The sequence below is a fragment of the Albidovulum salinarum genome (genome assembly GCF_025673475.1).
GTDB classification, from domain to species: Bacteria; Pseudomonadota; Alphaproteobacteria; order Rhodobacterales; family Rhodobacteraceae; genus Albidovulum; species Albidovulum salinarum.
In genome coordinates this window covers 131,645-156,611 of record NZ_JAOVQO010000001.1, presented here as the reverse complement: position 1 = coordinate 156,611, position 24,967 = coordinate 131,645, and the positions used below count along the sequence as shown (strand labels likewise).

General features: G+C 66.5%; 20 protein-coding genes. 4 read left to right on the top strand and 16 right to left on the bottom strand.

The annotated features are described in order from the left end of the window. The first annotated feature begins 1 nt into the window (after window position 1). From OEZ60_RS00775 to OEZ60_RS00765, 3 genes are read left to right on the top strand one after another with little or no spacing between them, the layout of a single operon-like run. On the top strand, window positions 2-1,957 hold the full coding sequence (locus tag OEZ60_RS00775) for a chemotaxis protein CheA (RefSeq protein WP_263332222.1): 1,956 nt from the start codon (window positions 2-4) through the stop codon (window positions 1,955-1,957). Next, complete coding sequence (locus OEZ60_RS00770; RefSeq protein ID WP_263332220.1) at window positions 1,954-2,409, top strand: chemotaxis protein CheW; 456 nt, start codon at window positions 1,954-1,956, stop codon at window positions 2,407-2,409. The genes OEZ60_RS00775 and OEZ60_RS00770 overlap by 4 nt, the downstream gene beginning before the upstream one ends. After that, window positions 2,406-3,266, top strand: a complete 861-nt coding sequence (locus tag OEZ60_RS00765; RefSeq protein ID WP_263332218.1) for a CheR family methyltransferase — start codon at window positions 2,406-2,408, stop codon at window positions 3,264-3,266. The genes OEZ60_RS00770 and OEZ60_RS00765 overlap by 4 nt, the downstream gene beginning before the upstream one ends. Window positions 3,267-3,754: 488 nt before the next feature. Here OEZ60_RS00765 and cheB read toward each other — a convergent pair whose 3' ends face one another. The 9 genes from cheB to OEZ60_RS00720 all read right to left on the bottom strand — a co-directional run bounded on the left by cheB (window position 3,755) and on the right by OEZ60_RS00720 (window position 15,533). After that, window positions 3,755-4,789: a chemotaxis-specific protein-glutamate methyltransferase CheB gene (gene cheB / locus OEZ60_RS00760; protein ID WP_263332215.1), complete on the bottom strand. Its 1,035-nt coding sequence runs from the start codon at window positions 4,787-4,789 to the stop codon at window positions 3,755-3,757. A gap of 75 nt (window positions 4,790-4,864) precedes the next feature. Continuing rightward, window positions 4,865-7,822 carry a methyl-accepting chemotaxis protein gene (locus tag OEZ60_RS00755; RefSeq protein WP_263332213.1) on the bottom strand — a complete coding sequence of 986 codons (2,958 nt, stop codon included), beginning with the start codon at window positions 7,820-7,822 and terminating at the stop codon, window positions 4,865-4,867. A 256-nt stretch (window positions 7,823-8,078) separates the two neighbouring features. After that, on the bottom strand, window positions 8,079-9,677 hold the full coding sequence (gene pgi / locus OEZ60_RS00750; protein ID WP_263332211.1) for a glucose-6-phosphate isomerase: 1,599 nt from the start codon (window positions 9,675-9,677) through the stop codon (window positions 8,079-8,081). A gap of 15 nt (window positions 9,678-9,692) precedes the next feature. Beyond that, window positions 9,693-10,364: a 6-phosphogluconolactonase gene (gene pgl / locus OEZ60_RS00745; protein WP_263332206.1), complete on the bottom strand. Its 672-nt coding sequence runs from the start codon at window positions 10,362-10,364 to the stop codon at window positions 9,693-9,695. Then, window positions 10,361-11,824, bottom strand: a complete 1,464-nt coding sequence (zwf, locus tag OEZ60_RS00740; protein ID WP_263332204.1) for a glucose-6-phosphate dehydrogenase — start codon at window positions 11,822-11,824, stop codon at window positions 10,361-10,363. The genes pgl and zwf overlap by 4 nt, the downstream gene beginning before the upstream one ends. A gap of 158 nt (window positions 11,825-11,982) precedes the next feature. Next, a complete protein-coding gene (gene acuI / locus OEZ60_RS00735; protein ID WP_263332202.1) occupies window positions 11,983-12,978 on the bottom strand; it encodes an acryloyl-CoA reductase in 996 nt (331 codons plus the stop codon). A 10-nt stretch (window positions 12,979-12,988) separates the two neighbouring features. Continuing rightward, window positions 12,989-14,074 carry a dimethylsulfoniopropionate demethylase gene (locus tag OEZ60_RS00730; protein WP_263332200.1) on the bottom strand — a complete coding sequence of 362 codons (1,086 nt, stop codon included), beginning with the start codon at window positions 14,072-14,074 and terminating at the stop codon, window positions 12,989-12,991. 20 nt (window positions 14,075-14,094) lie between these two features. Further along, entirely contained in the window at window positions 14,095-14,715 is a 621-nt protein-coding gene (locus OEZ60_RS00725) for a DUF1326 domain-containing protein (RefSeq protein ID WP_263332199.1), read from the bottom strand. A gap of 11 nt (window positions 14,716-14,726) precedes the next feature. After that, window positions 14,727-15,533 carry a DUF2182 domain-containing protein gene (locus tag OEZ60_RS00720; RefSeq protein ID WP_263332197.1) on the bottom strand — a complete coding sequence of 269 codons (807 nt, stop codon included), beginning with the start codon at window positions 15,531-15,533 and terminating at the stop codon, window positions 14,727-14,729. A 112-nt stretch (window positions 15,534-15,645) separates the two neighbouring features. Between OEZ60_RS00720 and OEZ60_RS00715 the strand changes: the two genes are divergently transcribed. Next, the gene (locus tag OEZ60_RS00715; RefSeq protein ID WP_263332195.1) at window positions 15,646-16,395 is read left to right on the top strand and encodes a FadR/GntR family transcriptional regulator; all 750 of its coding nucleotides are present in this window, start codon (window positions 15,646-15,648) and stop codon (window positions 16,393-16,395) included. Between the two features lie 28 nt (window positions 16,396-16,423). Here OEZ60_RS00715 and OEZ60_RS00710 read toward each other — a convergent pair whose 3' ends face one another. The 7 genes from OEZ60_RS00710 to hisD form a co-directional block, all read right to left on the bottom strand. Beyond that, window positions 16,424-18,061, bottom strand: a complete 1,638-nt coding sequence (locus tag OEZ60_RS00710; RefSeq protein ID WP_263332193.1) for an ABC transporter ATP-binding protein — start codon at window positions 18,059-18,061, stop codon at window positions 16,424-16,426. A 4-nt stretch (window positions 18,062-18,065) separates the two neighbouring features. Beyond that, complete coding sequence (locus OEZ60_RS00705; RefSeq protein WP_263332191.1) at window positions 18,066-18,989, bottom strand: ABC transporter permease; 924 nt, start codon at window positions 18,987-18,989, stop codon at window positions 18,066-18,068. A gap of 11 nt (window positions 18,990-19,000) precedes the next feature. Then, complete coding sequence (locus OEZ60_RS00700; protein WP_263332190.1) at window positions 19,001-19,954, bottom strand: ABC transporter permease; 954 nt, start codon at window positions 19,952-19,954, stop codon at window positions 19,001-19,003. A gap of 101 nt (window positions 19,955-20,055) precedes the next feature. After that, window positions 20,056-21,624, bottom strand: coding sequence for an ABC transporter substrate-binding protein (locus OEZ60_RS00695; RefSeq protein WP_263332188.1), 1,569 nt, complete (start codon window positions 21,622-21,624; stop codon window positions 20,056-20,058). A gap of 59 nt (window positions 21,625-21,683) precedes the next feature. Then, a complete protein-coding gene (locus tag OEZ60_RS00690; RefSeq protein WP_263332186.1) occupies window positions 21,684-22,793 on the bottom strand; it encodes a mandelate racemase/muconate lactonizing enzyme family protein in 1,110 nt (369 codons plus the stop codon). Between the two features lie 156 nt (window positions 22,794-22,949). Then, window positions 22,950-23,639: a cysteate racemase gene (gene cuyB, locus OEZ60_RS00685; protein WP_263332184.1), complete on the bottom strand. Its 690-nt coding sequence runs from the start codon at window positions 23,637-23,639 to the stop codon at window positions 22,950-22,952. 21 nt (window positions 23,640-23,660) lie between these two features. Beyond that, window positions 23,661-24,962 carry a histidinol dehydrogenase gene (hisD, locus tag OEZ60_RS00680; RefSeq protein ID WP_263332183.1) on the bottom strand — a complete coding sequence of 434 codons (1,302 nt, stop codon included), beginning with the start codon at window positions 24,960-24,962 and terminating at the stop codon, window positions 23,661-23,663. Window positions 24,963-24,967 lie beyond the last annotated feature (5 nt).

The window sequence follows — 24,967 nt, the reverse complement described above, 5'->3', positions numbered from 1 at the left end:
CATGTCGACACCGGGCGACTCGATGGATCGACTCCGCGCCGGATTCCACGTCGAATGCGAAGAGCAGATCGAACGGCTGCGCGATGCGCTCGGCATGGTCGAGGCCGCCTGCGACCGCGGCTGCACGCCGGATCCCGAGGCCGTCAACGTGGCCTTTCGAGCGGTGCACACGATCAAGGGCGGTGCGAGCGCCTTCGCGCTGAGGCCGCTCGTCAGCTTCGCTCACCGGATGGAAAGCACGCTCGAGGGGGTGCGATCGGGGGCGATTCCCGTCGACGGCGCGACGACGGCCGCGCTGATCCGGGCCACCGACCAACTTGCCGATCTGGTTTCCGCCGGCGCCACCGGCGATGACATGACGACAGAGGAACGGACGTTCGCTGATCCGGCCGACGCGCCTGGCGATGCCGATCGCAACTGGCGGGTTCGTTTCCGACCGCGCGCAACGCTTTTTGCTACGGGAAACGAGCCGCTTTACCTGTTGCAGGCACTATCTGCCCTCGGGGCAAGCGAGGTGATCTGTGACATGTCTGCGCTTCCTCCGCTCTCCCAACTCGATCCGGAGACGGCATATGTCGGATGGTCACTGGCGCTTCCGGGAGATCGCGACCGTTCGGAAATCGTGGAGATCTTCGACTTCGTCGAGGATGTGTGCGACGTCGTGATCGATCGAAGCACTTCCGAACGCGAAGCGACGCCGCCGGTCGCAGTCCCGTCCGAGGATACACAGCCCGGAACCGAACCAGCCCGCTCCATCCGGGTCGATCTGAATCGCGTTGACCGCGTAATGAATCTCGTCGGCGAGTTGGCGATCGCGCAGTCGATCCTGTCGCAAGCGATCCGCGATGCCGGACTTGCCACCGATTCCGGCATTTCCCCTAGGCTCGAAGCCCTCTCGGCGTTGACGCGCGATATCCATGACACGGTCATGACGATCCGCGCACAACCCGTGAAGCCCCTCTTTCAGCGCATGGGACGGATCCTGCGTGAGACGGCGGACGCGCTCGGCAAACCGGCACGTCTGCGAACCGAGGGCGACCTGACCGAGGTCGACCGTACCGTCATCGAGCAACTCGCCGATCCACTCATGCACATGATCCGCAATGCCGTGGATCACGGGCTCGAGCCGGTCGACCTACGGCGCCGAGCCGGAAAATCCGATGAAGGCACAATTACGCTCACCGCGGCGCATCGGGCCGGCCGGTTCGTCGTCGATCTCGCCGATGACGGGCCGGGGCTCGACCGTGCTCGGATCCGCGCGGCGGCCGTGGCAAAGGGATTGATCGATGCCGCGGCGGTATTGAGCGACGCGGAGGTCGACCAGCTGCTTTTCTGTCCGGGCTTTTCCACCGCCGCATCGGTCAACGACGTGTCCGGTCGCGGGGTGGGGCTGGATGCTGTCAGGACGGCGATTGCTCGTCTGGGCGGGCGGCTGTCGATCCAGTCGGACATCGGCCGCGGAACGCGCTTCACCATGTCCTTGCCGCTCACGCTGGCGGTTCTGAACGGGTTGATCGTGCGCGTTGCGGGGCAGATTCTGGTCATACCGGTGGCCGCGGTCGTCGAATCCGCGGCGGTCCGGGCGCTCGAACGGCGAGACCTCGGTCCCGGGCGCGAACTCTTGCGAATTCGCGACAGTTTCGTCCCCCTTTGCGATGTGGCGGAAACGCTCGGTTACCGCACCTCGGGAGCGCGACCTCAGGATGCGATCGCAATCCTCACCGAAGCCGAGGCCGACATGCGCTCCGCATTGGTCGTCGATGCAATCCTCGATCAACGGCAGGTCGTAGTCAAACCGGTACACGGCGCCTTCACCAGACCACGCGGGATCGCTGCCGCGACAATCCTCGGAGACGGACAGATCGCACTCATCCTCGATCCGGGCGATCTCGTCCGGCCGACGGGACGGCAGGCCGCCCCGGCTGTCTCCGGTCTCACCGGAGAAACAATCAGATGACGGACGCGGCTCCCGAAGAGGTGAAACTCCTGACGTTCTGCGTCGGGGCGGAGAGCTTCTGCCTCGACATCATGGCCGTCCGGGAGCTTCGGACGTGGAGCCCGCCGACGCCATTGCCCCATGCGCCGTCCTATCTGTCGGGCGTGATCAATCTGAGGGGTACGATCCTTCCGGTCCTCGACCTCGCCGCTCGCCTCGGACTGCCCTCCGTGGAGGCTACCGAACGCCACGTAATCATCGTCGTCGAAACCGCGAGCCAATCCGCGGGCCTTGTTGTCGAGGCGGTCCACGCGATCCGCCCGGTTGCACGCGATCTGTTTGAGCCCATGCCGCCGGCCGCACGCAACGGAAGCGAGGACTGCCTCGCCTCACTCGCACTCGTCGGTGGCCAGATGGTCCGAGTGATCGACGTATCGGCGATTTTGACCGACCGCCGGGCTTTCTCGGCATGAAAGGGTACACGGAACCGCTGACAGACACATCGGCGGCCGCCGACGCGATTGCCCTACATGCAGAGCAGTTGACGGGGATCGTCCTGTCGAAAGGCGGCGCCGCGATGATCGGCGCGCGCATCGGACGCAGATTGACCGCACTTGGTCTTGCGGATCTCGACGCCTATCTTGCATTTCTGCGCTCGCCGGCCTGGTGTGATGAACGTCATCACTTCATCTCTGCCGTTACTACCAACGAGTCGAGCTTCTTTCGCGAGCCGCATCATTTCGACCATCTCCGCAACAAGGTATTGCCGCCGCTGATCGCGCGTGCGCGCTGCGGAGGCCGAGTACGTCTCTGGTCCGCCGGATGCGCCGGCGGACAGGAGGCTCTTTCGCTCGCGATGGTGGTTCTTGACATGTTGCCGGATGCCGAAAGACACGATCTCAGTATTCTGGCGACCGACATTGACCGCGCGGTGCTCAAGCGCGCCCGCTGCGCCGATTTCTCCACCGCCTCGCTCGCATCTGTACCCGCCGAGATGCGATCCCGGTTCTTCTCGTCGGAAGGTAACATGTGCCGCCCTACCCCCGCGCTGCGCAAGCTAGTTCGTTTTCGTGAACTGAACCTGCAGGGGCATTGGCCGATGCACCGACCTTTCGACATCATCGTCTGCCGAAATGTCGCGATCTACTTTGCGCCAGAAACGCAGCGCCGGCTGTGGCGGCGGTTCGCAGACGCACTGACACCGGGCGGCAGACTTTACGTTGGCCATTCCGAACAGATCTCGACGGACAGCGGCTTGCCGTTACGCTGGGACGATGTGTCTTGCTACCAGCGACTTGCCGACGAGCCGGAAGACGGAGCCCGGCCGTGACCGTGACATCAGAGTTCCCTGGTGACACACCCAAAATGGTCCTGGCGGCGCTCCTGCAGGAGGTGGCCACCGAACTCGCAAGTTCAGCGGCGTTGGCCGGATCCGTCCAGGTGGCGCTCTCCCGCTGCCGCTTCTCAGTTCCGCCCGACCCGGAAACGCTCACGAAGCTGCAGGGCTTGGACCGGATCAGCCAGTCCCTGGACTCTGTCAGCCGCTTGATGGCATCTCTCTCCGCCTGCTTGCCACAAGACGTCATGGTCGCGACTTCAGCGTTGAACGCGGATCAGCGGCACAATAACTTGCCTCAACGGATCACGAGATCCGGCCGGACAGAAAGCGGGGAATCCCTTTCGCGCCCGGGTGACGTGGCCTGGTTGTGACCGCGGGGCTGCGACGCGATACAGTTCGTTCGGATTCGTGACCCCGCGCTGGACTCGTCCCGCTACAACATCAGATCCCGACTTCCCGTCTCCTGCGCACGTACCAAACTACGGTATATCCGGCGGACCCAAGACGGATCCGGTAAGTTCGAGAATGGCCTGCGACATTCGGTTGATCGGAACCGCAATCTCCGCGGCGCCGGTGGACAATACTGCGCCGGGCATACCGAATATCACGGAACTGGCTGCATCCTGGGCGAGGCATCGTGCACCGGACCGGCGCAGTTCGGCCATCGCAAACGCGCCATCGCGCCCCATCCCGGTCAGCATCACCGCCACGACGTCTTTGGCCGTGTGGAGAGCTGAGGCGAACATCGCCTCCACCGAAGGGCAATGGCCGTACGCCGCCTCGCCTTCGCGCAACCTGCAACGCGGGGGCTTTCCGGGTCCGATGACGAGGTTCCAACCTCCCCCGGGTGCCAGATAGACATTGCCAGGTAGAATTGGTTCGCCGTCGCGAGCAATCCGCATTCGCGGAGCGATCCGGGCGTCCAGGCGCGCTGCAAACCGCTCGAGCATTGTTCTTGGCATATGTTGAGTGACGACGATCGGAGGACCGTCCGCCGGAATACCCGAGAGCAAGATCTCCAGTGCCTCGACGCCACCTGTCGATGCGCCGATCAGGACAAGACGCCCGTTCCATCGAAATCCCGTCGCAGGGAGCGAAGAAATACTCCGTCGGCTGGGACTGCGCACCCGCGCTCGTGACGCAGCTACAAGGCGGTCTCCAAGTCCCTCGAAGGGGCGTCGACAGCCTTCACCGGGTTTGCCAATGCAGTCGACAGCACCGCGCGCGAACGCCTCTACCGCCACTGCACTTCCTCGTGGAGAATCGCTGGATATCATTACAACTGGTAGCGGACGAATCCGCATAAGAAGATCTAGAAAGCTCAACCCGTCCATCCGAGGCATCTCGATGTCGAGGGTCAGTACGTCCGGAGAATGCGTCCTGATCTTGTCACGAGCCTCGATCGGATCTGCCGCTTCGCCGACCAACCGGATTCGCGGATCCGGCGCGACGGCCTCGCGTATGAATGCGCGCATAGTGGCGGAATCATCAATAATCAGAAGTCTAGCCACCATGATCGAGCTGCCGCGCTTTAGCGGATCGGGGCAAGAGGACCACGAGAACTGAAGCGCCGTCCCCTCCGGTTTTACTTAGAACTCGCTCCAATCCTCGGCCTCCGATCCAGGAGCCGCCACCGCGGCAATAAGGCTCGAATGGCCAGATGCCAGAAAGGATCCACGGCTGGCCGAGCGGCGCGGTCGCGCTGTGGCCGGGGTCTCAATGGTGCGGCGAGACCACAAACCTTCAGTCTCGCGGCTCTCACTCGTGCCGCCAATCCTGAACCGCGCCGTCGTGGCGTTGAGCAGTTCGGCTCCTCGTGTCAGGGATTGGCTCGCGGCCGCGGCCTGGCCAAACAGGGCGGCGTTCTGTTGCGTCACCTGATCGATCTGGTTGACCGCCACGTTTATTTCCGCAAGCCCAGCCGACTGCTCCTGGGATGAAACCGCGATCTCCGACACCCGTGCGGAGATGCTGGAGACCGAGGCCACGATATCCTTGAGTGCGCGCCCGGTCTCGGCTACGAGGCCGACACCGCGCTTGACCTGGGCCGAAGAAGCAGAGATCAACTTGTCGATTTCCCGCGCCGCTTCTGACGAGCGCTGCGCGAGCGCACGGACCTCGGCAGCCACGACAGCGAAGCCACGTCCAGCTTCGCCCGCCCGGGCCGCTTCCACACCGGCGTTCAGCGCAAGCAAGTTGGTCTGGAAGGCGATGTCATCGATCACTGTTATGATCTTCGCGATCCGCTCCGACGAGCACTCGATCTCGCCCATCGCCCGAACGGCCTCCTCCACGACGGTTCCGGACGCTTCCGCCGAAGCGCGCGCAGTTCCTACGAAGCTGCTCGCTTCCGCGGCGCCGACTGCCGCCGACTTGACCGACATCGTAAGCTCGTCGAGGGCCGCCGCCGTCTGCTCCAACGTTGCGGCCTGCTTTTCGGTTCGGCCATTGAGATCATCGGCCGACCGCGCGATTTCAAGCGCATCGACCTCGATCGTGGATGCGTTCTCGATCACCGCGCCCATCGCATCGGCTAGCCGGGCCGCGGCCTGGTTGAAGTCCATTCGTAATGTCTCGTAATCCGTGGCGAATTCGCCCTCGATCCGCGCGGTCAGGTCGCCATCGGACAGATGGCTTAGACCGACCCGAAGCGCCTCCACCACCTGGCTCTGCGCGGCTTCCATGGCGCGCCGGTGGATCTCGGCCGTGCGCAGCGCTAGTTGCGCCTCCGTCACGTCAGATCCCATGAGGAAGACTTTCAGCAATCGGCCGTCCCGATCGTGGACCGGTGAGAGACCGCCGTCGATGATGCTTTCGCGCCCCTCGTCGGGTCCGGTCCGGAATCGGCCGACCACCGAGTCGCCCGCCATGAGACGTTCCCAGATGGCATCCAGATCGCCCTTCGCCTCTGGATCGCCCCGAAGGAGCTCGGCATGGTTCTTTCCGAGGTACTTGCCCTCGGGCGCGCCGAGCAGGGCGATCATTTTCTCGTTCACCTTGATGAGCCGTCCATCGGCATCGAACTCGGCCGTCGCAAGGTACCTGTCGATGGCCGCCAGGACCGCCAGGTTCATTCGCTCGACCGTTACGTCCCGCAATTCGATTACGGACCCGATCCGGCCCTGACCCTCCATTGCGACCTCGTTGATATCGAGCGCAAAACGGGCACTGCCGAGTTGCGCCTCCGAGCAGAAAGGCAGTGTCGCTTCGTCCTCCAGACGCAGTCGTGCGGCCTCAGGCAGGATACCGAGCATCTCGACGTCATGACCGACCACGGCATCTGGGTGAAATCCGGGCCTCGCCTTTCGGACCTCACCGACATGGCGGTCGAGCAGGGCCGTCGCGGATGGATTGACGTAGCTCACGCGCAGATCGCGATCCACGATCATCAGGGCCGCCGAAGAGCTCTCGAAGGCGGCGCTCTTGAATGCGGCGTCGCGAGCGATGGCCGCGGTCGCGGCCAACCCGTTACGCACGGTCTCCAGCGCCCGCGCGATCGTTCCAATCTCGTCGCGCCGGGCAGTGTCACGGATCGGTACCGAGTAGTCACCGGCGGCGATCACGCTCATCGCCGCCGCGGTGCGTTCGAGCGGCCGAGCGAGACTGCGCGCCAGCAGGAACACGACCAGGCCAAGCGCGACCATCGAGGCGACGCCGCCCAGCACCATGCGTTCGGTCAGGAGCGTGACCGGCGTCAGAAGCGACGCCATCGGCTCTTCGTAGATCAGTGCCAGATCCAGCCCCGGAAGCGTGATCCTGCCGGACATCAGCACCGACGGCACGCCGAACAATCCATTTTCGCGGGCAAAGACATGGTTCTCTCGAAACGCCGACTTGAGCACCTCGGCGGCGCTTTTCTGAGAGAGCGCAGTCGACTCTCCCCCGACATTTGTGCGCAGCCGGTAGTCCCTGCCGACAAGATAGGTCAGCGAACCCGTATTCGCTCCGAGATCCGCTCCGAGCAACGCGGTCAGCTGTTCGGCCGAGATCTGGAACACGAGCGCACCGAGCGCCCGCCCGTCCACCGAGCGGATGGGCGCGGCCGCGAAGCTCGTCGCCCGCCCTGTCGAGGGGCCGTAATGGTCGAAATCGGAAAATAGGACTGTCGCATCGGGTGCCTGCATGGCGCGGCGGGCAGTCTTGGCGAGCAGGCTCGAGCGCAGCGGGCCGGTGAAGATATTTTGGCCGAGATCGTCCTCCTTTGCGACGCTGTAGAGCACATTGCCCCCGTCATCGAGGATCATGATGTCGTGATAGGCCTTCTGCCGAAGGATCGAAACGAACCCCGCGTGGTAGCGGTTATGGGCAATCGAATAGTCAGAAACGCTGGCGGGCTGCTCGAGCCGATACCTCTCGCCGGCCGGATAGGGGTTGCGGGCAATGAACTGCTCATGGAGCACGTCCGGCGCGGCCTGGCCGAGCCGCTCCCATGCCATGGTGAAGTCTCGGACCGCGCGGACCGCCGTCGGGCTTGCGGCCTGAGAGGCCAGATCCGCAGCGACGACGGAAAACCACGAAGCGACCTCGGTCTCCTTCGCGTCGACCACCGTCTCGATCCGGGCGCGCGCTGCATCCATGAGCGCATCCCGTGCGAAGCGGTAGCTCGTGTAGCCCATCGCAAGAAGCGCCGCGAGCGCGAGCGCGCCGAGGATGATCGGCAGCTTCACCGCAAGGCTGAGGTTGTCCAGAAGCCGCATCGCCATCTCCGCCGCAAGCACCCGCATCGGCCGTCGAGGCCATGCGAGGCCGAGAATGGAGCGCGCAGCTTGAAGATTCGCTTAACGATGCTTCGGCGCGCGCGCTTCAGCCGGCGAGGTAATCGACGAGAAGGCGCGTGGATCCGTCCTTGCTCTCCGTCGGCTCGCGACCCGCAAGGATCGGCTCGAGGGCCAGCGCCAGTTCCTTGCCGAGTTCGACCCCCCACTGGTCGAAGGAGTTGATGCCGAGGATCACGCCCTCGACGAAGACCCGGTGCTCGTAGAGGGCGAGGATCTGGCCGAACGTGAACGGGGTCAGCTTCGGGTAGAGCAGCGTCGTCGAGGGCCGATTGCCCGGAAAGACCCGGTGCCGCGCCTGCCGCTCGAGATCGGGGCCGGCAAAGCCAGCAGCAGACATAAGCGCGCGCGCCTCCGCCAGCGTGCGGCCGCGCATGAGCGCCTCGGCCTGCGCGAGGCAGTTCGCGGCGAGCAGGCGATGCTGATGCGCCAGCGTCGGCTCGTGCCCCTCGCGGGCAAGCAGGAACTCGCAGGGGATCACCCGTGTACCCTGGTGGATGAGCTGGTAGAAGGCGTGCTGGCCATTGGTACCGGGCTCGCCCCAGACCACGGGACCCGAATGGCGCGGCAGCTCGGTGCCGTCCATCGCCACGCGCTTGCCGTTACTCTCCATCTCGAGCTGCTGGAGATAGGCCGGCAGGCGGCTGAGGCGCTGTTCATAGGGCAGCACCGCGCGGGTGGCATGGCCGCAGATCTGGTTGTGCCAGATGCCGACCAGCGCCAGCATCACCGGCATGTTCTCGACCAGCGGCGCCTCGCGGAAGTGCCGGTCCATCGCCGCGCCGCCGGCGAGAAACGCCGTGAAGGCCTCCGGCCCGATCGCCAGCATCAGCGAGAGCCCGACCGGCCCCCAGACCGAATAGCGACCGCCGACCCAGTCGGCGAAGCCGAAGACCCGCTCGGCCGCGATGCCGAAGGCCGCGGTGGGCTCGGCGGCGGTCGAGACCGCGGCGAACTGCGCGCCCGGATCGGCGACCGCCTTCGCCATCCACGCACGGGCGGCATCCGCATTGGTCATCGTCTCGACCGTCGTGAAGGTCTTCGAGGCGACGATCACCAGCGTCGTCGCCGGATCGAGCGGTGCGAGCACATCATGGACATGGGCGCCATCGACGTTGGAGACGAAATGCGTGCGCGGCCCGTCGGCATAGGGCGCAAGCGCGAGGCAGGCCATCGCCGGGCCGAGGTCGGAGCCGCCGATGCCGATGTTGACCACATCGGTGATGCGGCCGCCCTGCCCCGCGATGCGGCCCGACCGGACCGCCTCGGCAAAGGCTTCCATCCGCGCATGGGTGGCGCGGACCTCGGGCATCACGTTCTCGCCATCCACATCGATATCCGTGTCGAGATTGCGCAGCGCGGTGTGCAGGACCGCGCGGCCCTCGGTCTCGTTGATCTTCGCGCCCGCGAACATCGCCTCGCGGCGCCCGGCCACGCCCGAAGCCTCGGCGAGCCGGATAAGGAGATCGCGCGCATGCGGGTCGATCGACGTCTTGGAATAGTCGAACAGGAGCCCGCCGGCGCGGATCGAGAACCGCCCAGCCCGGTCGGCGCCCTCGAAGAGCGCAAGGATCGGCCGGTCGGCGTGAAGCGCCTGATGGTGGCGCAGGTCGTCCCAAAGGGTCATGGTGGCTCCGGTTGATCAGGGGGCCCAATGCACGGTGGCATTGGCCAGCACCGAGAGGATCGGCGCCTCGTCCGCGGACAGATCCTGCGCGCGTTCAAGGGCCTTACGCTTCTCCGCGCCGGTAATGACGACATGGCAGCTCATCGCGTCGGCGAGAACGCGGGCCGACAGCGTGACCCGCGTTTCACCTGCGCCGGGCGCGCGGATCGGCACCAGCAGCGGCGCGTCGTCGTCGAGCGCCTCGGCGAGCCCGTCGGCGCCGGGGAAAAGCGAGGCGGTGTGCATGTCCGCGCCCATGCCGAGCAAGAGTACGTTGAGCGGCAGGAGCGGTTCGATCTCAGCCGCAAGCCGGTCAAGCACGGCCTCCGGTTCGGGCGCATCGGCATAGAGCGGCAGGAAGCGGGCATTCGCGGCGCGGCCGGTCAGCAGGCGCTGGCGGATCAGGCGCGCGTTCGAGCGTTCGTGGCTTTCGGGCACCCAGCGTTCGTCCGAGGGCAGGACGGTGACCCGGTCCCAGTCCAGTTTCACCCCCGACAGGACGTCGAAGATCGGGCCCGGCGTGGTGCCGCCGGGAACGCAGAAGCTGACCGCGTCGTTCTGGCGCAGCGCCATCGAAAGCTCGCTTGCCAGAAGGTCGGCCAGGTCGAACATCATCAGTTCGGCGTCGGGGTAGTCTTCGAAGGTCATTCCCGGATCTCCCGCCATCTTCGCCCGTCGCGATGCAGAAGCATCAGCGCGTCCTCGGGCCCCGAGGAGCCCGGATCATATGCTTTCGGTCGGTCGCCGCGCGCCTCCCAGGCGGCGATGATCGGATCGGTCCAGGCCCAGGCCGCCTCGACCTCGTCGCCGCGCATGAACAGCGTCTGGTTGCCCCGGATCACGTCCATGATCAAGCGCTCATACGCGTCCGGGATGTCGGCACCGTCCTCGCCCAGAGCCTCGGCAAAGGACATGTCGAGCGGCACCTCGGTCAGGCGCATCCCGCCCGGCCCCGGTTCCTTGATCATCACCGAAAGCGTCATCCCCTCGTTCGGCTGGAGCCGGATCGCCAGCACGTTCTCGCGCCAACCCTCCTCGTCGCCGAAGATCGAATGCGGCACCTCCTTGAACACGACCGCGATCTCGGAGGCCCGCGCGCGGAGCTTCTTGCCGGTGCGCAGGTAGAACGGCGTGCCCTTCCAGCGCCAGTTGGCAATGTCGACCTTGAGAGCGATGTAGCTCTCGGTGCGGCTGTCGCGATGGTCGACATCCTCGACATAGGAAGAGCCATTGCCGCCCGGCCCGCCCGCCCGGTACTGGCCGCGCACGATGTCCTCGGGCGCGACCGGCTGCAGCGCGTGGATCACCTTGAGCTTCTCGTCCCTGACCGCGTCGGGATCGAAGCGGTAGGGCGCCTCCATCGCGATGAGGCAGAGAAGTTGCATCAGGTGGTTCTGTACCATGTCCCGCATCGCGCCGGACTTGTCGTAATAGGCGCCGCGGCCGCCGACGCCGACCGTTTCGGAGACGGTGATCTGGACGTGATCGACGTGGCGCGCGTTCCACAGGGGCTCGAACAAGATGTTGGCGAATCGCACCGCCATCAGGTTCTGCACCGTCTCCTTGCCGAGATAGTGGTCGATCCGGTAGATCTGGCTCTCCGCGAAATGCGCGGCCAGCGTGGCGTTCAGCGCCTTCGCGGTCTCCAGATCGCGGCCGAAGGGCTTCTCGACGACGATCCGCGCCTCGGGCGAGGCGATGCCGTGGCGGTGGAGCCGTTCGGCGAGGTCGCCGAAGAGCGAGGGCGCGACCGAGAAGTAATAGGCCTGGACCACGTCGGGACGGATCAGGGCTGCCAGCTCCGGCCAGCCGCTGTCACCCTTCGCATCGACTGAGACATAGCGCAGATGGTCGAGGAAGCGCGCGACGCTTTCGGCGTCGCGCTTCTTCGCGTCGATGAACTCGGCGATCGCCTCGGCGACGAAGGCGCGGAATCCTTGGTTGTCCATCTCGGTCCGGGCCGAGCCGATGATGCGCGAGGTCTCGGGGATCTGGCCGGCGACGAAACGCCGGTAGAGTCCGGGCAGGATCTTGCGGCGCGCGAGGTCGCCGGTCGCCCCGAAGACGACGAGGTCGAACGGATCGACCGGAATCACGCGAGAGACCATGGACTCCTCGTTGCTTTACGCGCCCGTTAGCGCTAACGGTGACGCTCTTAGCGATTTCACGGCCGGGAGTCTAGCACCTGCCGCGCGGGCGTGCCATCTCAACGCGAACGGGCGCCGGCGCATTCGCGTCGGCGCCTAAAGCGGTCAATAGTCGGGGGTCAGGCGTTCACGTCGACGACGACGCGGCCCTTGACCTGGCCCTTCAGGATATCGCGGCCGAGCTGCGGCAGGTCCGAGAGCACCGCCGGCTGGATCATCGCCTCGAGCTTGTCCATCGGCAGGTCCTTCGCGATCCGCTCCCAGGCGCGGACCCGGTTGGCATAGGGCTGCATCACCGAGTCGATGCCGAGCAGGTTCACCCCGCGCAGGATGAAGGGGGTGATCAGCGCCCCCTCGATCGCGGCACCGCCGGCAAGGCCCACTGCGGCAACCGAGGTGCCGTATTTCATCTGCTTCAGCACGCGGCCGAGCATTGCCCCCGCCACAGCATCGACGCAGCCGGCCCACTGCTCGCCTTCGAGCGGCTTCTTCGTGACCTCGGTCAGCTCCTCGCGCGCGACGATCTGGGTGGCGCCGAGGCTTTTCAGGTAGTCCGCCGTCTCGGGACGCCCCGTGACGGCGGCGACCTCGTGGCCGAGCTTGGCGAGGATTGCGGTCGCGACCGAGCCGACGCCGCCCGCCGCCCCCGTGACCAGAACCGGCCCATGACCCGGCGCGAGCCCGTGATCCTCGAGCGCCATGACCGAGAGCATTGCGGTCAGGCCCGCCGTGCCGACCGCCATCGCTTGGCGCGTGGTCAACCCCGCGGGCAACGGCACCAGCCAGTCGGCCCGGACGCTCGCCTTCTGGGCATAGCCACCCCAATGCGCCTCGCCGACGCGCCACCCGGTCAGCACGACCTTGTCGCCGGCCTTGTAGCGCGGATCGGAAGATTTCTCGACCGTACCGGCGAAGTCTATGCCCGGCACATGCGGGTAGTTGCGCACCAGCCCGCCGCCCGGCCCGATGCAGAGCCCGTCCTTGTAGTTCACCGTCGAATACTCGACCGCGACCAGGACCTCGCTCTCGGGCAGGCGGCTTTCCTCGATCGCCTCGACCGAGGCGGAGGTCTTGCCGCTTTCCGCGTCCTTCGTGACCACCAATGCGTTGATCATCGCTTTCTCCTCAAATCCAGAATTTCGCCTGCACGACGGCATCGCGCATGCCGTCCTGCGTCTCGACCTCGACCTTCGTGCCCGCGTCCCAGTGGCTCTGGTCGATCATCCCGATGGCCACGTTGGTTCCGAAGTCGGGGCTGTACTTGGCGCTCGTCACCTGACCGACTCTCGCACCGCCCGCATAGACAGGCCAGAGCCGATCGCAGCGCGGCAGGTCGCCCTCGATCGCGAGCGGGCGGATCATCCGCTCCACCGGCCGGGCCGTGAGTCCCGCCTTGCCGATATAGTCGGCGGGCGAGTTGACGTATTTGCCAAGGCCCGCCTCGAACGGCGTGTTCGCGCGGGTCATGTCGTTGCCGTAGCTCAGGAGCCCGCCCTCGACCCGCTCGATCAGGTTGGGGCAACCCGCGCGGACATGGAGATCCTCGCCCGCCGCAAAAAGCGCCTCCCAGAGCGGCATGCCGTAATCCCCGTCATCGACATAGATCTCGAACCCGCCCTGCTTCGAGTACCCCGAGCGCGCCACGATCATCTCGCGGCCCTCGAAGGCGAGCCGCTTGTAGCGGAAGAACCGGATCTCGCGCACCGCGTCGCCGAAGACCCGCGCCATCAGGTCGTCGGACTTCGGCCCCTGCACCGCGAGCGGCGAGACGTCCGGCTCCTCGACCACCACATCGAGCCCGAGCGCGTCGGCGACACCCAGCACATACTGCAGGTAATCGCTGTCAGCGATCGAGATCCAGTAATGATTTGCCGCGACCTTCACCGCCACCGGATCGTTGAGCAGGCCGCCGTTGCGGTCCACGACCGGGATATAGTAGCACTGGTCGTCCGCCATCTTCGTCAGGTCGCGCGGGCTGATCAGCGTCATCAGCCGCAGCGCGTCCGGCCCCTTGACGCTGACCTGCCGCTCGCAGGCCACGTCCCAGACCTGAACATGGCGCTTCAGGTGGTGGTAGTCCTCGACGAAGCCGCCGAACTGCGCCGGCAGCAGCATGTGGTTGTAGACCGTGTAACTCGTCACACCGGCGGCTTCGACGCCGGGCGTAAACGGGGTACGCCGCACGCGGCGCGAGGAAGTGATGACCGTCATGCCTTTCTCCCTGCCCCGGCTCAGTTCGGCCCGTGCCAGTCGATCTGGCAGATCTCGGCCGAGCGGCCATCGAAATCCCAGACCCGGCCGAAGGCGCGGACCTTGCCCTTCGAGGCCTTGGCCACGGTGATATCCGGGCCCATCCAGTATTCGGTATTGCTGACGACGATATCCTCGCCACCCTTGCCCGCCACCGGCGCCACCTCGCCCTTGATCGCGCGTCCGACGGTCAGGCGCCGGGTCTTGCCCTCGGTCTCGTAACTGACGGGCGCGCGCTCGGCACCGAGGAACTCGCTCACGAGCACCTTGAAAAGCCCGGTCGTGCCGCGTGCCTGGCCGGTGAAGATCTTCAGGAGCCCCTCGTAGGCCTTGTCGGAAGCGCGGTCGTCGACATAGGCGGCGGCCTTCCAGTTGCCGCGGCCCATCTTGCCGGGGATCTCGAGGAGGAGGCCGATGTTCAGCCCCGCGAGGCTTTCGCCATCATACTGCCCCTCGTCGATGCGGATGCCGGCCCAGCCCATGCAGTAGCCCTCGGTCGGGGGATGATCGCCGAGCGAGATAACGCAAGGACAGAAGACGGTGCAGTTGCAGTTGAGGATCAGTTCCCCCTTGATGGTCCATTCGGGCAAGGTATCGGCCATGTGTTCCTCCGTCAGGCGATTTGCAGGGCGCGAAGGGCGGCAAGGCCCCCCGCAAGGATCAGTGCCGAACCGGCGGGGCGGGTGAGCCTCCGGCCGATCTCGGGCAGTTTCTCGAGCGTCATGAAGAGCGTCGCCGCCCCCATCCAGACGAGGTTCATCGTGCCGCCGATGAAGCCCAGGGCCATCAGCGCCCAGCAGCAGCCGAGGCACAGCGCGCCGAGGCGCAGCCCCATGCCGAAGGCGGCAGTCGCGCCGGGCCGCCAGTGCTGCAGGAAGAAGGTGAGCGGCATCCGGCATTTCGCGAGGCAGGCCGCCTTGATCGCCGAGAACTGGTATGCGCCCGCGCCGAAGAGCAGCGCCGCCGTCAGCCAGGGCGAGAGGCTCACGCCGGCGGGCGTCAGCATGCCGCCCCGCGCCAGCGCCCATTGCGCGGCGGCGCCGAAGACCGAGGCCGCGAGCCAGACCGCGACATAGCCCGCGACGAGGGCGACGGCCCCTGGCCCGGTCGTGGCCCCGGTCGCCGAAAGATCAGTGAAGGTCCGGAGCGCCGGCACGAAGGTCGGCAGCATCATCGCCGAGGCCATCAGCGCCCACATCGCCCAGAGCGCGACGGGCTCCGCCTCGCCGGCCGAGGCGCAGAGCGCCGCCCAGAACTCCGCCGGGACCGAGCCCGCTTCCGCTCCCGGCAGGCCGCGCGCCATCAGCGCGACGCCGGCCCAGGCAGCGAGGATCACGCCGTATAAGCCCAGCCAGCCCATCGCACGCGCAGAGAGCCGCACGGCTGCGCGCCTTCCGCCATGCTGGATCGGTGCGGACATGGATGCCCCCGGGACAGAAAAGAATGGACGGATGCCCCCGTCGCGCCTAGGGTCTGCCTATCCGCGGCAAATGTCAAACAATTAATGTCTGACAATTGAGAATGGAAAGCGAATGGAGAAACTGACGCTCGGCACCGAGGGCGAACTGCCGGTCCGGATCGCCCAAGCGATCCGAGATGCGATCGTCGCGGGACAACTGATCGTGGACCAGCGCCTTCCTTCCGAACAGGAACTGGCCGAGCAGTTCGGCGTCTCCCGCCCCACCGTGCGCGAGGCGCTGAAGCGGCTCGCGGCGCAAAGCCTGATCCGCACCCAGAGAGGCGCCACAGGCGGCGCCTTCGTCAACCGGATCTCCTACGAGGAGGCGGCAAGCCAGCAGATCACCACCTCGACGCTGCTTCTCAGCATGAACGCGGTGGATTTCGATACCGCCCGCGAGGCGCGCTACGCGCTCGAGCGCGCCTGCGTCCCCTTCGCCGCCGAACGGCGGAAGGCCGACCACCTCGCGGCGATGCGGGCCGAGATCTTCCGGCAGGGCCAGCCGGGGCTGTCGGACGAGGGCTTCTGCGCCTCGGACGTCGCCTTCCACCGCGCTTTGGTCGACGCAGCCGGCAATCCGGTCCTCTCCTACCAGCTCGCCGGCGCGGTCGAGGCGATGCAGCCCCTGATGAACATGATCACCTTCTCCGCGCGGTCACGCGAACGCATCGTTGCCCTGCACACGGCGATCGCCGACGCCATCGAGGCGCGGGATGCCGGAACCGCCGAGACCGCGCTCGCGAGCCTCTCCGCCTATACCGCTGAACTTGCCGCGAATATCCGCGCGAAACGCCAGACGATGCGCGATGCGGCAAAAGGCTGAGGCGGGTTCAATCCCGCCTCGCTTTTGATCAGGACGCCTTTTCCGCCCGCTCCTTCAGCAGCTTCGTCAGCCAGTCGGGGTCCATCTCGGGCACCGAGGACAGCAGAAGCTCGGTATAGGGATCGTGCGGCGGCTGGAACATCTCGTCCTTCGGCCCCTGTTCCACCACCCGCCCGTTCTGCATCACCACCACCTCGTCGGCGATGGCGCGCACCGTCGCGAGGTCGTGGGTGATGAACATGTAGGCGAGGTCGAACTCGGTCTGGAGCCGGTCGAGGAGCTTCAGGATGCCTTCGGCCACGAGCTGGTCGAGGGCCGAGGTCACCTCGTCGCAGATGATGAACTTCGGCTCCGCAGCGAGCGCGCGGGCGATCCCGACCCGCTGCTTCTGGCCGCCCGACAGTTCCGACGGCAGCCGGTCGATGAACTTGTCGGGGTCGAGCTCGATGAGGTTGAGGAGGTCGCGAATGCGGTCGGTCAGCGCCTTGCCCTGCAGCCCGAGATACATCTGCGCCGGCCGGCCGATCAGCTCGCGCAGGCGCAGCTTCGGGTTCAGCGCGGTATCGGCCATCTGGTAGATCATCTGCGCCTGCCGGAGCTGGTCGCGGCTGCGGCTGCGGTAATCGGGCGGCAGCGGCTTGCCGTCGAAGAGCACCTGCCCCTGCCGCGGCGGCAGGAGCCCGGTGATCACCCGCGCCGCCGTCGACTTACCCGAACCGCTCTCGCCCACCACCGCGACGGTGCGGCGCTTGTGGATGTCGAAGTTGATATTCTTGAGGATGTCGATCGGGCCGTAACCGGCCGTAACCGCCTTGACCGAGACCACCGGCACCGTGCCCTTTTCCACGGGAGGCTGGGTCGCGCGGGCATGGCTGCGCACCGCCCAGAGCGTCTTGGTGTAGTCCTGCTTCGGGCTTGCCAGCATGGTGCGGGTGTCGGCCTCCTCGACCTCGTCACCGCGCAGCAGCACCTTGATCTTGTCGGCCATCTGCGCCACGACCGCGAGGTCGTGGGTGATGTAGATCGCCGCCGTGTCGAACTGGGCGACGATGTCGCGGATCGCCGCCAGGACCTCGATCTGGGTCGTCACGTCGAGGGCGGTCGTCGGCTCGTCGAAGATGATCAGATCCGGCCGGCAGGCCATCGCCATGGCCGTCATCGCCCGCTGCAGCTGGCCGCCCGAGACCTGGTGCGGATAGCGGAACCCGATCTCGTCCGGATTGGGCAGTTGCATCCGGCGGTAAAGCTCCACCGCGTCGCTCTCGGCCTCGGCGCGGCCCATCACGCCATGCTGGACCGGCGCCTCGCTGTACTGGTCGATGAGCTTGTGGGCAGGGTTGAAGCTCGCCGCCGCCGACTGCGCGACATAGGCGATGCGCTTGCCCCTGAGCCCCCGCCTCGTCGCCTCCGACGCCTTCATCAGGTCGATCCCGTCGAAGTCGATCGTGCCGCCGGAGATCCGGCAGCCGTCGCGGGTGAAGCCCATCGCGGCGAGGCCCAGCGTCGACTTGCCCGCGCCGCTCTCGCCGATCAGCCCCAGCACCTCGCCTTTGTTGAGTGTCAGGTCCACGCCCTTGATGATCGGCGACCAGGTCTCGTCCGAGCGACCCTCGATCTCGATATTGCGCATCGTCAGGAGGACGGGCTTGTTGGTCGTGTCTTTCATCGCCTCACTCCTTCAACCCGCTGGCGCGGTGCAGCATCCAGTCGACGACGAAGTTGACCGCAACCGTGAGGAGCGCGATCGCGCCCGCCGGCAGAAGCGGCGTAACATCGCCGAAGGTGATCAGCGCCGCGTTCTCCCGAACCATCGAGCCCCAGTCCGCGGTGGGCGGCTGGACGCCGACGCCGAGGAAGGAAAGCGCCGAGATCATCAGGAAGACGAAGCAGAACCTGAGCCCGAACTCGGCCACCAGGGGCGCCATCGCGTTCGGCAGGATCTCCCGCGTGATGAGCCGCCAAAGCCCCTCGCCGCGGAGCTTCGCGGCCTCGATATAATCCATTACCACGATGTCCTGCGCCACCGATCGCGCGAGTCGGAACACCCGCGTCGAGTCGATGGTCGCGATCACGAGGATCAGCGTCACGACCGAGGTGCCGAAGATCGTGAGAAGCAGGAGCGAGAAGATCAGCGACGGGATCGCCATCAGGATATCGACGACACGGCTGAGAAACTGGTCCATCCAGCCCCCGACGGTCGCCGCCAGCAGCCCGAGGATCGAGCCGATGGCGAAGGCCAGAGCGGTGGTCATGAAGGCGATGCCGACGGTGTTCCGCGCCCCGTAGATGAGCCGGGTGAACATGTCGCGGCCGAGATTGTCCGTGCCGAGGATATAGGGCGCCTCCCAGGGCAGGAACTGGCCGCCCACGACCTCGCGCTCGGCGAAGGGCGCGATCACCGGGGCGAAGATCGCGACGAGGATGTAGAGAAGGATCACGAGCATCCCGAACGCGGCCGTCAGCGGCGCGGTTCTCAGCGCCTTGCGCAGCCCGCCGCGCGACACCGCGATGGCCGCGGTTCGGAAGAGCCAGCCCGCGGCCAGCGCCACGGCAATGGCCACCGCGATCCAGAGGAGCTTGATGAGGATCGTCATGTCAGCCCTCCTTACTTGCGGTGGATGAGACGCGGATTCGACAGGGTCGAAAGCACGTCGGCGGTGAGGTTGAGAAGCACGTAAGCCGCGGCGAAGATCAGCGCGACGGCCTGCACGACCGGGAAGTCGCGCTTGGCCACGCTGTCGACCATCAGCTGGCCGAGGCCCGGATAGACGAAGACCACCTCGACCACGACGACGCCGGTTATGAGATAGGCGAGGTTCAGCGCGATGACGGTGATGATCGGCGCCAACGCGTTCGGCAGCGCGTGCTTCAGGATAACCCGCATCGGGTTGATGCCCTTGAGCCGCGCCATCTCGATATAGGGCGAGGCGAGCAGGTTGATGATCGCCGCCCGTGTCATCCGCATCATGTGCGCGGTCACCACGAGCGTCAGCGTCAGCGCCGGCAGGAACGCGCGGTAGAGCGCCTCGCCGAGGCTCGTATTCGGATCCATCCGCGTCATCGACGGGAAGAGACCCGACTGCGCAAGGACGAAGATCAGGATGTAAGCCACAAAGAATTCAGGAAAAGAGATCGAGGTCAGCGCCAGCGCATTGGCCGCGCGGTCGAAGATCGAGTTGCGGTAGAGCGCGGCGAGGATGCCGAGCGTCAGCGACAGCGGCACCGCGATTGCCGCAGCATAGAGCGCGAGGAAGAGCGTGTTGCCGAGCCGGGTCGCGATCAGGTCGGCAATTGGCCGCTTGTTGGCGAGCGAGGTGCCGAAATCGCCCTGCAGCGCCCCGAAGAGCCAGTTGAAGTACCGCTGGTAGGCCGGAAGATCGAGGCCAAGCTCCTTGCGGAACGCCGCGACGGTCTCGGGCGTCGCCGACTGCCCGAGAATTGCCTGCGCGAGGTCACCCGGCAGAAGTTCCGTGGCGCTGAAGATGATCACCGAAATGACCAGCAGCGTCAGAAGCCCGAGGCCAAGACGCTTGAAGATCATTTCCCACACGATGGACATGCAGGCCTCCCCCGATTATCGCCCTGCCGGTTCTCCGGCCGGCGGATTTGGCCCGATTGGGCGGTGTTAGCCCCGGCGCCTCAGCGCCGGGGCCGATGGTATCAGGCGAACCACCAGCGCTCGTAGAGCCGCAGGCCGTCGAGGCCCTGGTTGGTGCCGATGACCTCGGGCACACCGACCTTGTCGGAATGCGCGTTGACGTAGCTCGCGAACATCGGGATGACGACGCCGCCCTCGTTGGCGCAGATCGCCTGCATCTCCCAGTACATCTCGCGGCGCTTGTCGTCGTCCAGTTCCGACCGCGCGGATACAAGCAGTTCATTGAACCGCGCATGATCCCAGAAGCTGTCGTTCCACGGCGCCCCGGCGCTGTAGGCCACCGAGAACATCAGATCCTCGGTCGGTCGGCCGCCCCAGTAGGAGGCGCAGAACGGCTTCTTCATCCAGACGTTGTCCCAGTAGCCGTCCGACGGTTCGCGCACGACCTCGATGTTGATGCCGGCGGCCGCGGCCCGCTCGGCATAGAGCACGGCGGAATCCACCGCCCCGGCGAATGCAGCATCGGCTGCCGAGAGCTGGACCGTCAGCGTGTCCATTCCGGCTTCCTTGAGGTGGAACTTCGCCTTGTCCGGGTCGTAGGTCTTCTGCTCCAGTTCGGTGTTGAAGTAGCGCTGGCCGCTGCCGATCGGATGGTCGTTGCCGGCGCTGCCGAAGCCGCGCAGGATCTTCTCGACCAGTTCGTCGCGGTCGATGCCGTACTTCAGCGCCTGACGCACGTTGTTGTTGTCGTAGGGCGAGAGCCGGGTATCCATCGGGAACACGAAGTGCTGGTTGCCGGTCACGGGCAGGACCTTGATGCCCGGCGCACGCTCGAGAAGCGAGACGGTGTTCAGGTCGACGCCGTCGATCACGTCCACTTCGCCGGTGATCAGCGCGTTCTGGCGCGCCGCCGCGTCGACGATCGACAGCGCGTCGATGCCGTCGAACCAGGCGCGGTCGGTCTTGAAGTAGTTCGGGTTGCGGCTCATCTTCACCGAGACGCCCGGCTCGAAGCTGTCGAGCACATAGGCGCCGGTTCCGTCCGTCGTCGTCGGGTCGATCTTGCCTTCCGCCGAGGGCAGCACCACGAGGTGATAGTCGGCAAGGATGAACGGGAAGTCGGCATTGCCGCCCGAGAGCGAGATGACGACGTTCGAACCCTCGGCCTTGATGTCGGTGATCGGGTCGACATAGGGCTTCGCGGCCGATTTCGATTCCTCACCGCGGTGATAGTTGAGCGATGCGACGACGTCGTCCGTCGTCATCGTCTTGCCGCTGTGGAAGGTCACGCCCTCGCGGATCTTGAAGGTCCAGGTCGCGGCGTCGGCCGAGGCCTCCCAGCTCTCGGCAAGTTCCGCCACCAGCGAGCCGTCGGGCGCGATCTCGGTCAGCGTGTTGCAGCGCGCGGTGTTGAAGCTCTGCACGAAGGTCGAATCCCAGGTCGCGGGATCGAGGCTGTCGGTGGTGTTGCCGCTGGCGAGGGCGATACGCAGGACGCCGCCCCGCTTCGGCTCGGCCATGGCCTTACGCACGCTCGCGGGCAGGATCAGCCCGGCGGCGCCGAGCGCGGTCGCGCCCTTCAAGAGGCCGCGGCGGCTGATGCCACCCATCGGGGAGTTCAGTTTCGACATTTTGTCCTCCTTGTCGGTGTTCTTGTTTGGATTGATTACGGCCGCCGGATCGGGCGGGGTCAAGCCTCTAACGCGCTCTTTTGATAATTTGCCCGGCCGAGCCAGTCGGGGTCGATCTCGACGCCCCAACCGGGACCGTCGGGAATGTGCAGATGCCCATCGCGGACCGCATAGGGATCGCCGAGGAACAACCCCTGCTGCCAGGGGTAATAATCGGGCCCCTCGATCGAGAATTCGAGATATTTCCCGGCATTCGGGATCGCGCCCAGAAGGTGCATCGTACAGATCGTCACGAGCGACAGATTGGCGCTGTGCGGGGTGCAGGGCAAGCCCGCCTCCGCGGCCATGTCGGCGACCAGAAGCGTCCGTGCGAGGCCGCCCATGTACATCACGTCGGGCTGCACGATATCGACCGCGCGCATCTCGATCATCCGCTTCCAGGTGGCGAGGTCCCAGTCCTGCTCGCCCCCTGTCACGTCGAGGTCGAGCGCGTCGGTGACCGCTTTCGTCTGTTCCAGTTCCCAGTAGGGGCACGGCTCCTCGAAATGCGAGATCCCCACGGCCTCGAGCTGCCGGCCGACCTCGATCGCGCGGGCCGGCGAGAAGCCCGAATTGCCGTCGACGAGCTTGGCCACGTCGTGCCCAAGCGCCCGCGCAACGACCGGAATCACCGCCTCGGTCCGCCCCGGCCATTCGTCGACGTCGCGTCCGCATTCCGCGCCGACGCGCCACTTGAAGGCGTCGAAACCCTGTTCGTCCCGGAGCCGACAGAGCCGCGCCGCCTCGTCGTCGGGCGTGATGTCGCGCTTCATCGATGAGGCATAGGCGCGGATCGGGCCCGGCTTGCCGCCCAGAAGTTCCACGACCGGCTTGCCCTCGCGCCTGCCCCGGAGATCCCAGAGCGCGGTGTCGAGCCCCGCGAGCGCCCGGCAGCGATAGGAGCCGGGGAACTTGTGCTCCTTCTCCTCGATCCGCTGGACGAGGCCGAGGATATCGCCGGTCCCCGCCCCGAGCGCGTGCGGCGCGACCTGGCGATGAAAAATCTGGGCGGTGATGTCGGCATTGTAGGTGGAGCACTGGCCCCAGCCGGTGGCGCCATCCTCGGCGGTCAGTTTCACGAAGCAGACGAACTCGTTCGAAAAGGTCTCAAGAGTAGAGATCCTCGCCATGCAACGCGCCCCCGATCGCCGCCAACCCCCAGGCCCGGATCGTGGATCCGGCCTCAATTGTCAGACCTTAAGGCACCGTTAGCGCCAGAATAGCGCCTGAAAGCGACGCTCTGTCGATTATTTGCGACACAACATCGCTTTTCATTGATTGACTGATCAATTTACCGAGAGCGTCACGATTCGCGCGGCAAGACAGTCGAGGCTGTCGGTCCAGACCAGATCCCCCGGCAGGCCGGGGGCAAGGATCGACAGTTCGGTGCAGGCTACCAGAAGCGCCGCGCAGCCCTGCCCCGCGATCAGGTCACGCCCGATCGCGGCGAGGTCCGCACGGTCACCCTCCGACACCCGCCCTGCCTTGACGGCGCGGATGATCGCCAGCAGCCGGTCCTCCTCCGCGCTCCAGACCGGGGTGAGCCCCGCCTCGGCGAAGGCCGCGTCGAAGACCCGCGCCTTCCGCGCCGCGGGCGAGGCGAGCATGCCGATCCGCGCGCCCGCCCCGTGCTTCGCCACGAGCGCCCCGACCGTCTCGGCGATCATATCGATGAACGGCACCGTGACCGCGGCGCGGATGTCGGGCGCATAGGCGTGGGCAGTGTTGCAGGGCATCGCGATCGCCTCCGCTCCCGCCGCCTCGAGCCGCCGCGCGAGATCGGCGAGGACCGGCGCCGGGCTTGGCCCGGTGCCCTCGATCAGGGCGGCGATGCGGCTCGGCACCTGGGGATACTGGAACACCAGAAGCGGCACATGGTCGGAATCGTCCGCCGCCGGCCGCGCCGCGATCACCCGCTCCATCAGGAGCACGGTCGCATCCGGCCCCATGCCCCCCAGAACCCCGACAAGCCGCATCGCGCCTCTCCCCTCACGCCGTCAGGGTGTAACCACGAACGCTTCGCCGGGGAAGAACTTCTCCAGCCGGATATCGGCGGAGCGGGCATGGCCCTCCATCCCCTCGTAACGCGAGATCCGCGCCGTCACCGCGGCCAGTTCGCGCAGCGCCTCGGGCGCCACCTCCTGCCAGGTCACGGTCTTGAGGAACTTGTGGACCGAGAGCCCGCCGGTATAGCGCGCCGCACCAGAGGTCGGCAGCACATGGTTGGTGCCCGCCGCCTTGTCGCCGAACGCAACCGTCGTCTGCGGCCCGAGGAAGAGCGAGCCATAGGCCGACAGCCGGCCCCGCCACCAGGGAAGATCGGCGGCCTGCACATGCAGATGCTCGGGCGCGACCCGGTCGGCATGCTCGGCCATCTCCTCGCGGGTGTCGCACAGCACGATCTCGCCGAGGTCGGCCCAGGCGGCCTCGGCGGCACCCCGGTTGGGCTGCGGCAGCTCGGCGATGCAGGCCGGGATCAGCGCCGTCACCGCCTCGGCCAGCGCGGCGCTGTCGGTCACCAGCCAGACCGGCGAGGTCTGGCCGTGCTCGGCCTGCCCGACCAGGTCCCAGGCCACCAGATGGGGATCGGCATCGCCGTCGGCGATCACCATGCTGTCCGTGGGCCCCGCGAACATGTCGATGCCGACGCGGCCGAAAAGCTGGCGCTTGGCCTCGGCGACATAGGCGTTGCCGGGGCCGACGAGGATATCCGCCGGCGGCAGGCCGAACTGGCCGAAGGCCATCGCCGCAACCCCTTGCACACCGCCGAGCGCGAGGATCCGGTCGGCTCCGCAATAGTCGAGCGCGTAGAGGATCGGCGCCGGGATGCCCTTGCCCGGACGCGGCGGCGACACCGCCGAGATATGTCCGACGCCGGCCACCTTCGCCGTCGTCACGGTCATCAGCGCCGAGGCGATATGGCTGTAGCGCCCGCCCGGCACATAGGCCCCGGCCGAGGCGATCGGGATCAGCCGCTGCCCGGCCCTGAGTCCCGGCCTGAGCTCCACCTCGGTCTCGCGGCAGCTTTCGAGTTGGGCGCGCGCAAAGCCGGCGATGTTGTCATGGGCATAGCGGATGTCGTCCTTCAGCCGCTGCGGAACCTCGTCCGCTGCCGCCTCGATCACCTCGCGCGGCACCACGATCTCGCCCGTCCAGCCGTCGAGCCGCTCGGCATAGCGCTGGGTGACGATCTCGCCGCCGGCCTCGATCTCGGCCAGCATCCGCGCCACGGTGGCCTGGACGCCGGCATTCTCTTCGGCCTTCTCGCCGCCCGACTGCTTGATGAACCTGATGCTCATTTTCT

What these genes read in the sequence shown, in the direction of transcription:
- acuI (WP_263332202.1), bottom strand. Translation starts at nt 12,978, where the DNA reads ATGATCAACGCATTGGTGGTCACGAAGGACGCGGAAAGCGGCAAGACC.
- cuyB (WP_263332184.1), bottom strand. Translation starts at nt 23,639, where the DNA reads ATGCGGCTTGTCGGGGTTCTGGGGGGCATGGGGCCGGATGCGACCGTG.
- OEZ60_RS00705 (WP_263332191.1), bottom strand. Translation starts at nt 18,989, where the DNA reads ATGACGATCCTCATCAAGCTCCTCTGGATCGCGGTGGCCATTGCCGTG.
- OEZ60_RS00775 (WP_263332222.1), top strand. Translation starts at nt 2, where the DNA reads ATGTCGACACCGGGCGACTCGATGGATCGACTCCGCGCCGGATTCCAC.
- OEZ60_RS00720 (WP_263332197.1), bottom strand. Translation starts at nt 15,533, where the DNA reads ATGTCCGCACCGATCCAGCATGGCGGAAGGCGCGCAGCCGTGCGGCTC.
- OEZ60_RS00695 (WP_263332188.1), bottom strand. Translation starts at nt 21,624, where the DNA reads ATGTCGAAACTGAACTCCCCGATGGGTGGCATCAGCCGCCGCGGCCTC.
- OEZ60_RS00725 (WP_263332199.1), bottom strand. Translation starts at nt 14,715, where the DNA reads ATGGCCGATACCTTGCCCGAATGGACCATCAAGGGGGAACTGATCCTC.
- pgl (WP_263332206.1), bottom strand. Translation starts at nt 10,364, where the DNA reads ATGACCTTCGAAGACTACCCCGACGCCGAACTGATGATGTTCGACCTG.
- OEZ60_RS00690 (WP_263332186.1), bottom strand. Translation starts at nt 22,793, where the DNA reads ATGGCGAGGATCTCTACTCTTGAGACCTTTTCGAACGAGTTCGTCTGC.
- OEZ60_RS00715 (WP_263332195.1), top strand. Translation starts at nt 15,646, where the DNA reads ATGGAGAAACTGACGCTCGGCACCGAGGGCGAACTGCCGGTCCGGATC.
- OEZ60_RS00765 (WP_263332218.1), top strand. Translation starts at nt 2,406, where the DNA reads ATGAAAGGGTACACGGAACCGCTGACAGACACATCGGCGGCCGCCGAC.
- hisD (WP_263332183.1), bottom strand. Translation starts at nt 24,962, where the DNA reads ATGAGCATCAGGTTCATCAAGCAGTCGGGCGGCGAGAAGGCCGAAGAG.
- OEZ60_RS00710 (WP_263332193.1), bottom strand. Translation starts at nt 18,061, where the DNA reads ATGAAAGACACGACCAACAAGCCCGTCCTCCTGACGATGCGCAATATC.
- zwf (WP_263332204.1), bottom strand. Translation starts at nt 11,824, where the DNA reads ATGGTCTCTCGCGTGATTCCGGTCGATCCGTTCGACCTCGTCGTCTTC.
- cheB (WP_263332215.1), bottom strand. Translation starts at nt 4,789, where the DNA reads ATGGTGGCTAGACTTCTGATTATTGATGATTCCGCCACTATGCGCGCA.
- OEZ60_RS00770 (WP_263332220.1), top strand. Translation starts at nt 1,954, where the DNA reads ATGACGGACGCGGCTCCCGAAGAGGTGAAACTCCTGACGTTCTGCGTC.
- pgi (WP_263332211.1), bottom strand. Translation starts at nt 9,677, where the DNA reads ATGACCCTTTGGGACGACCTGCGCCACCATCAGGCGCTTCACGCCGAC.
- OEZ60_RS00730 (WP_263332200.1), bottom strand. Translation starts at nt 14,074, where the DNA reads ATGACGGTCATCACTTCCTCGCGCCGCGTGCGGCGTACCCCGTTTACG.
- OEZ60_RS00700 (WP_263332190.1), bottom strand. Translation starts at nt 19,954, where the DNA reads ATGTCCATCGTGTGGGAAATGATCTTCAAGCGTCTTGGCCTCGGGCTT.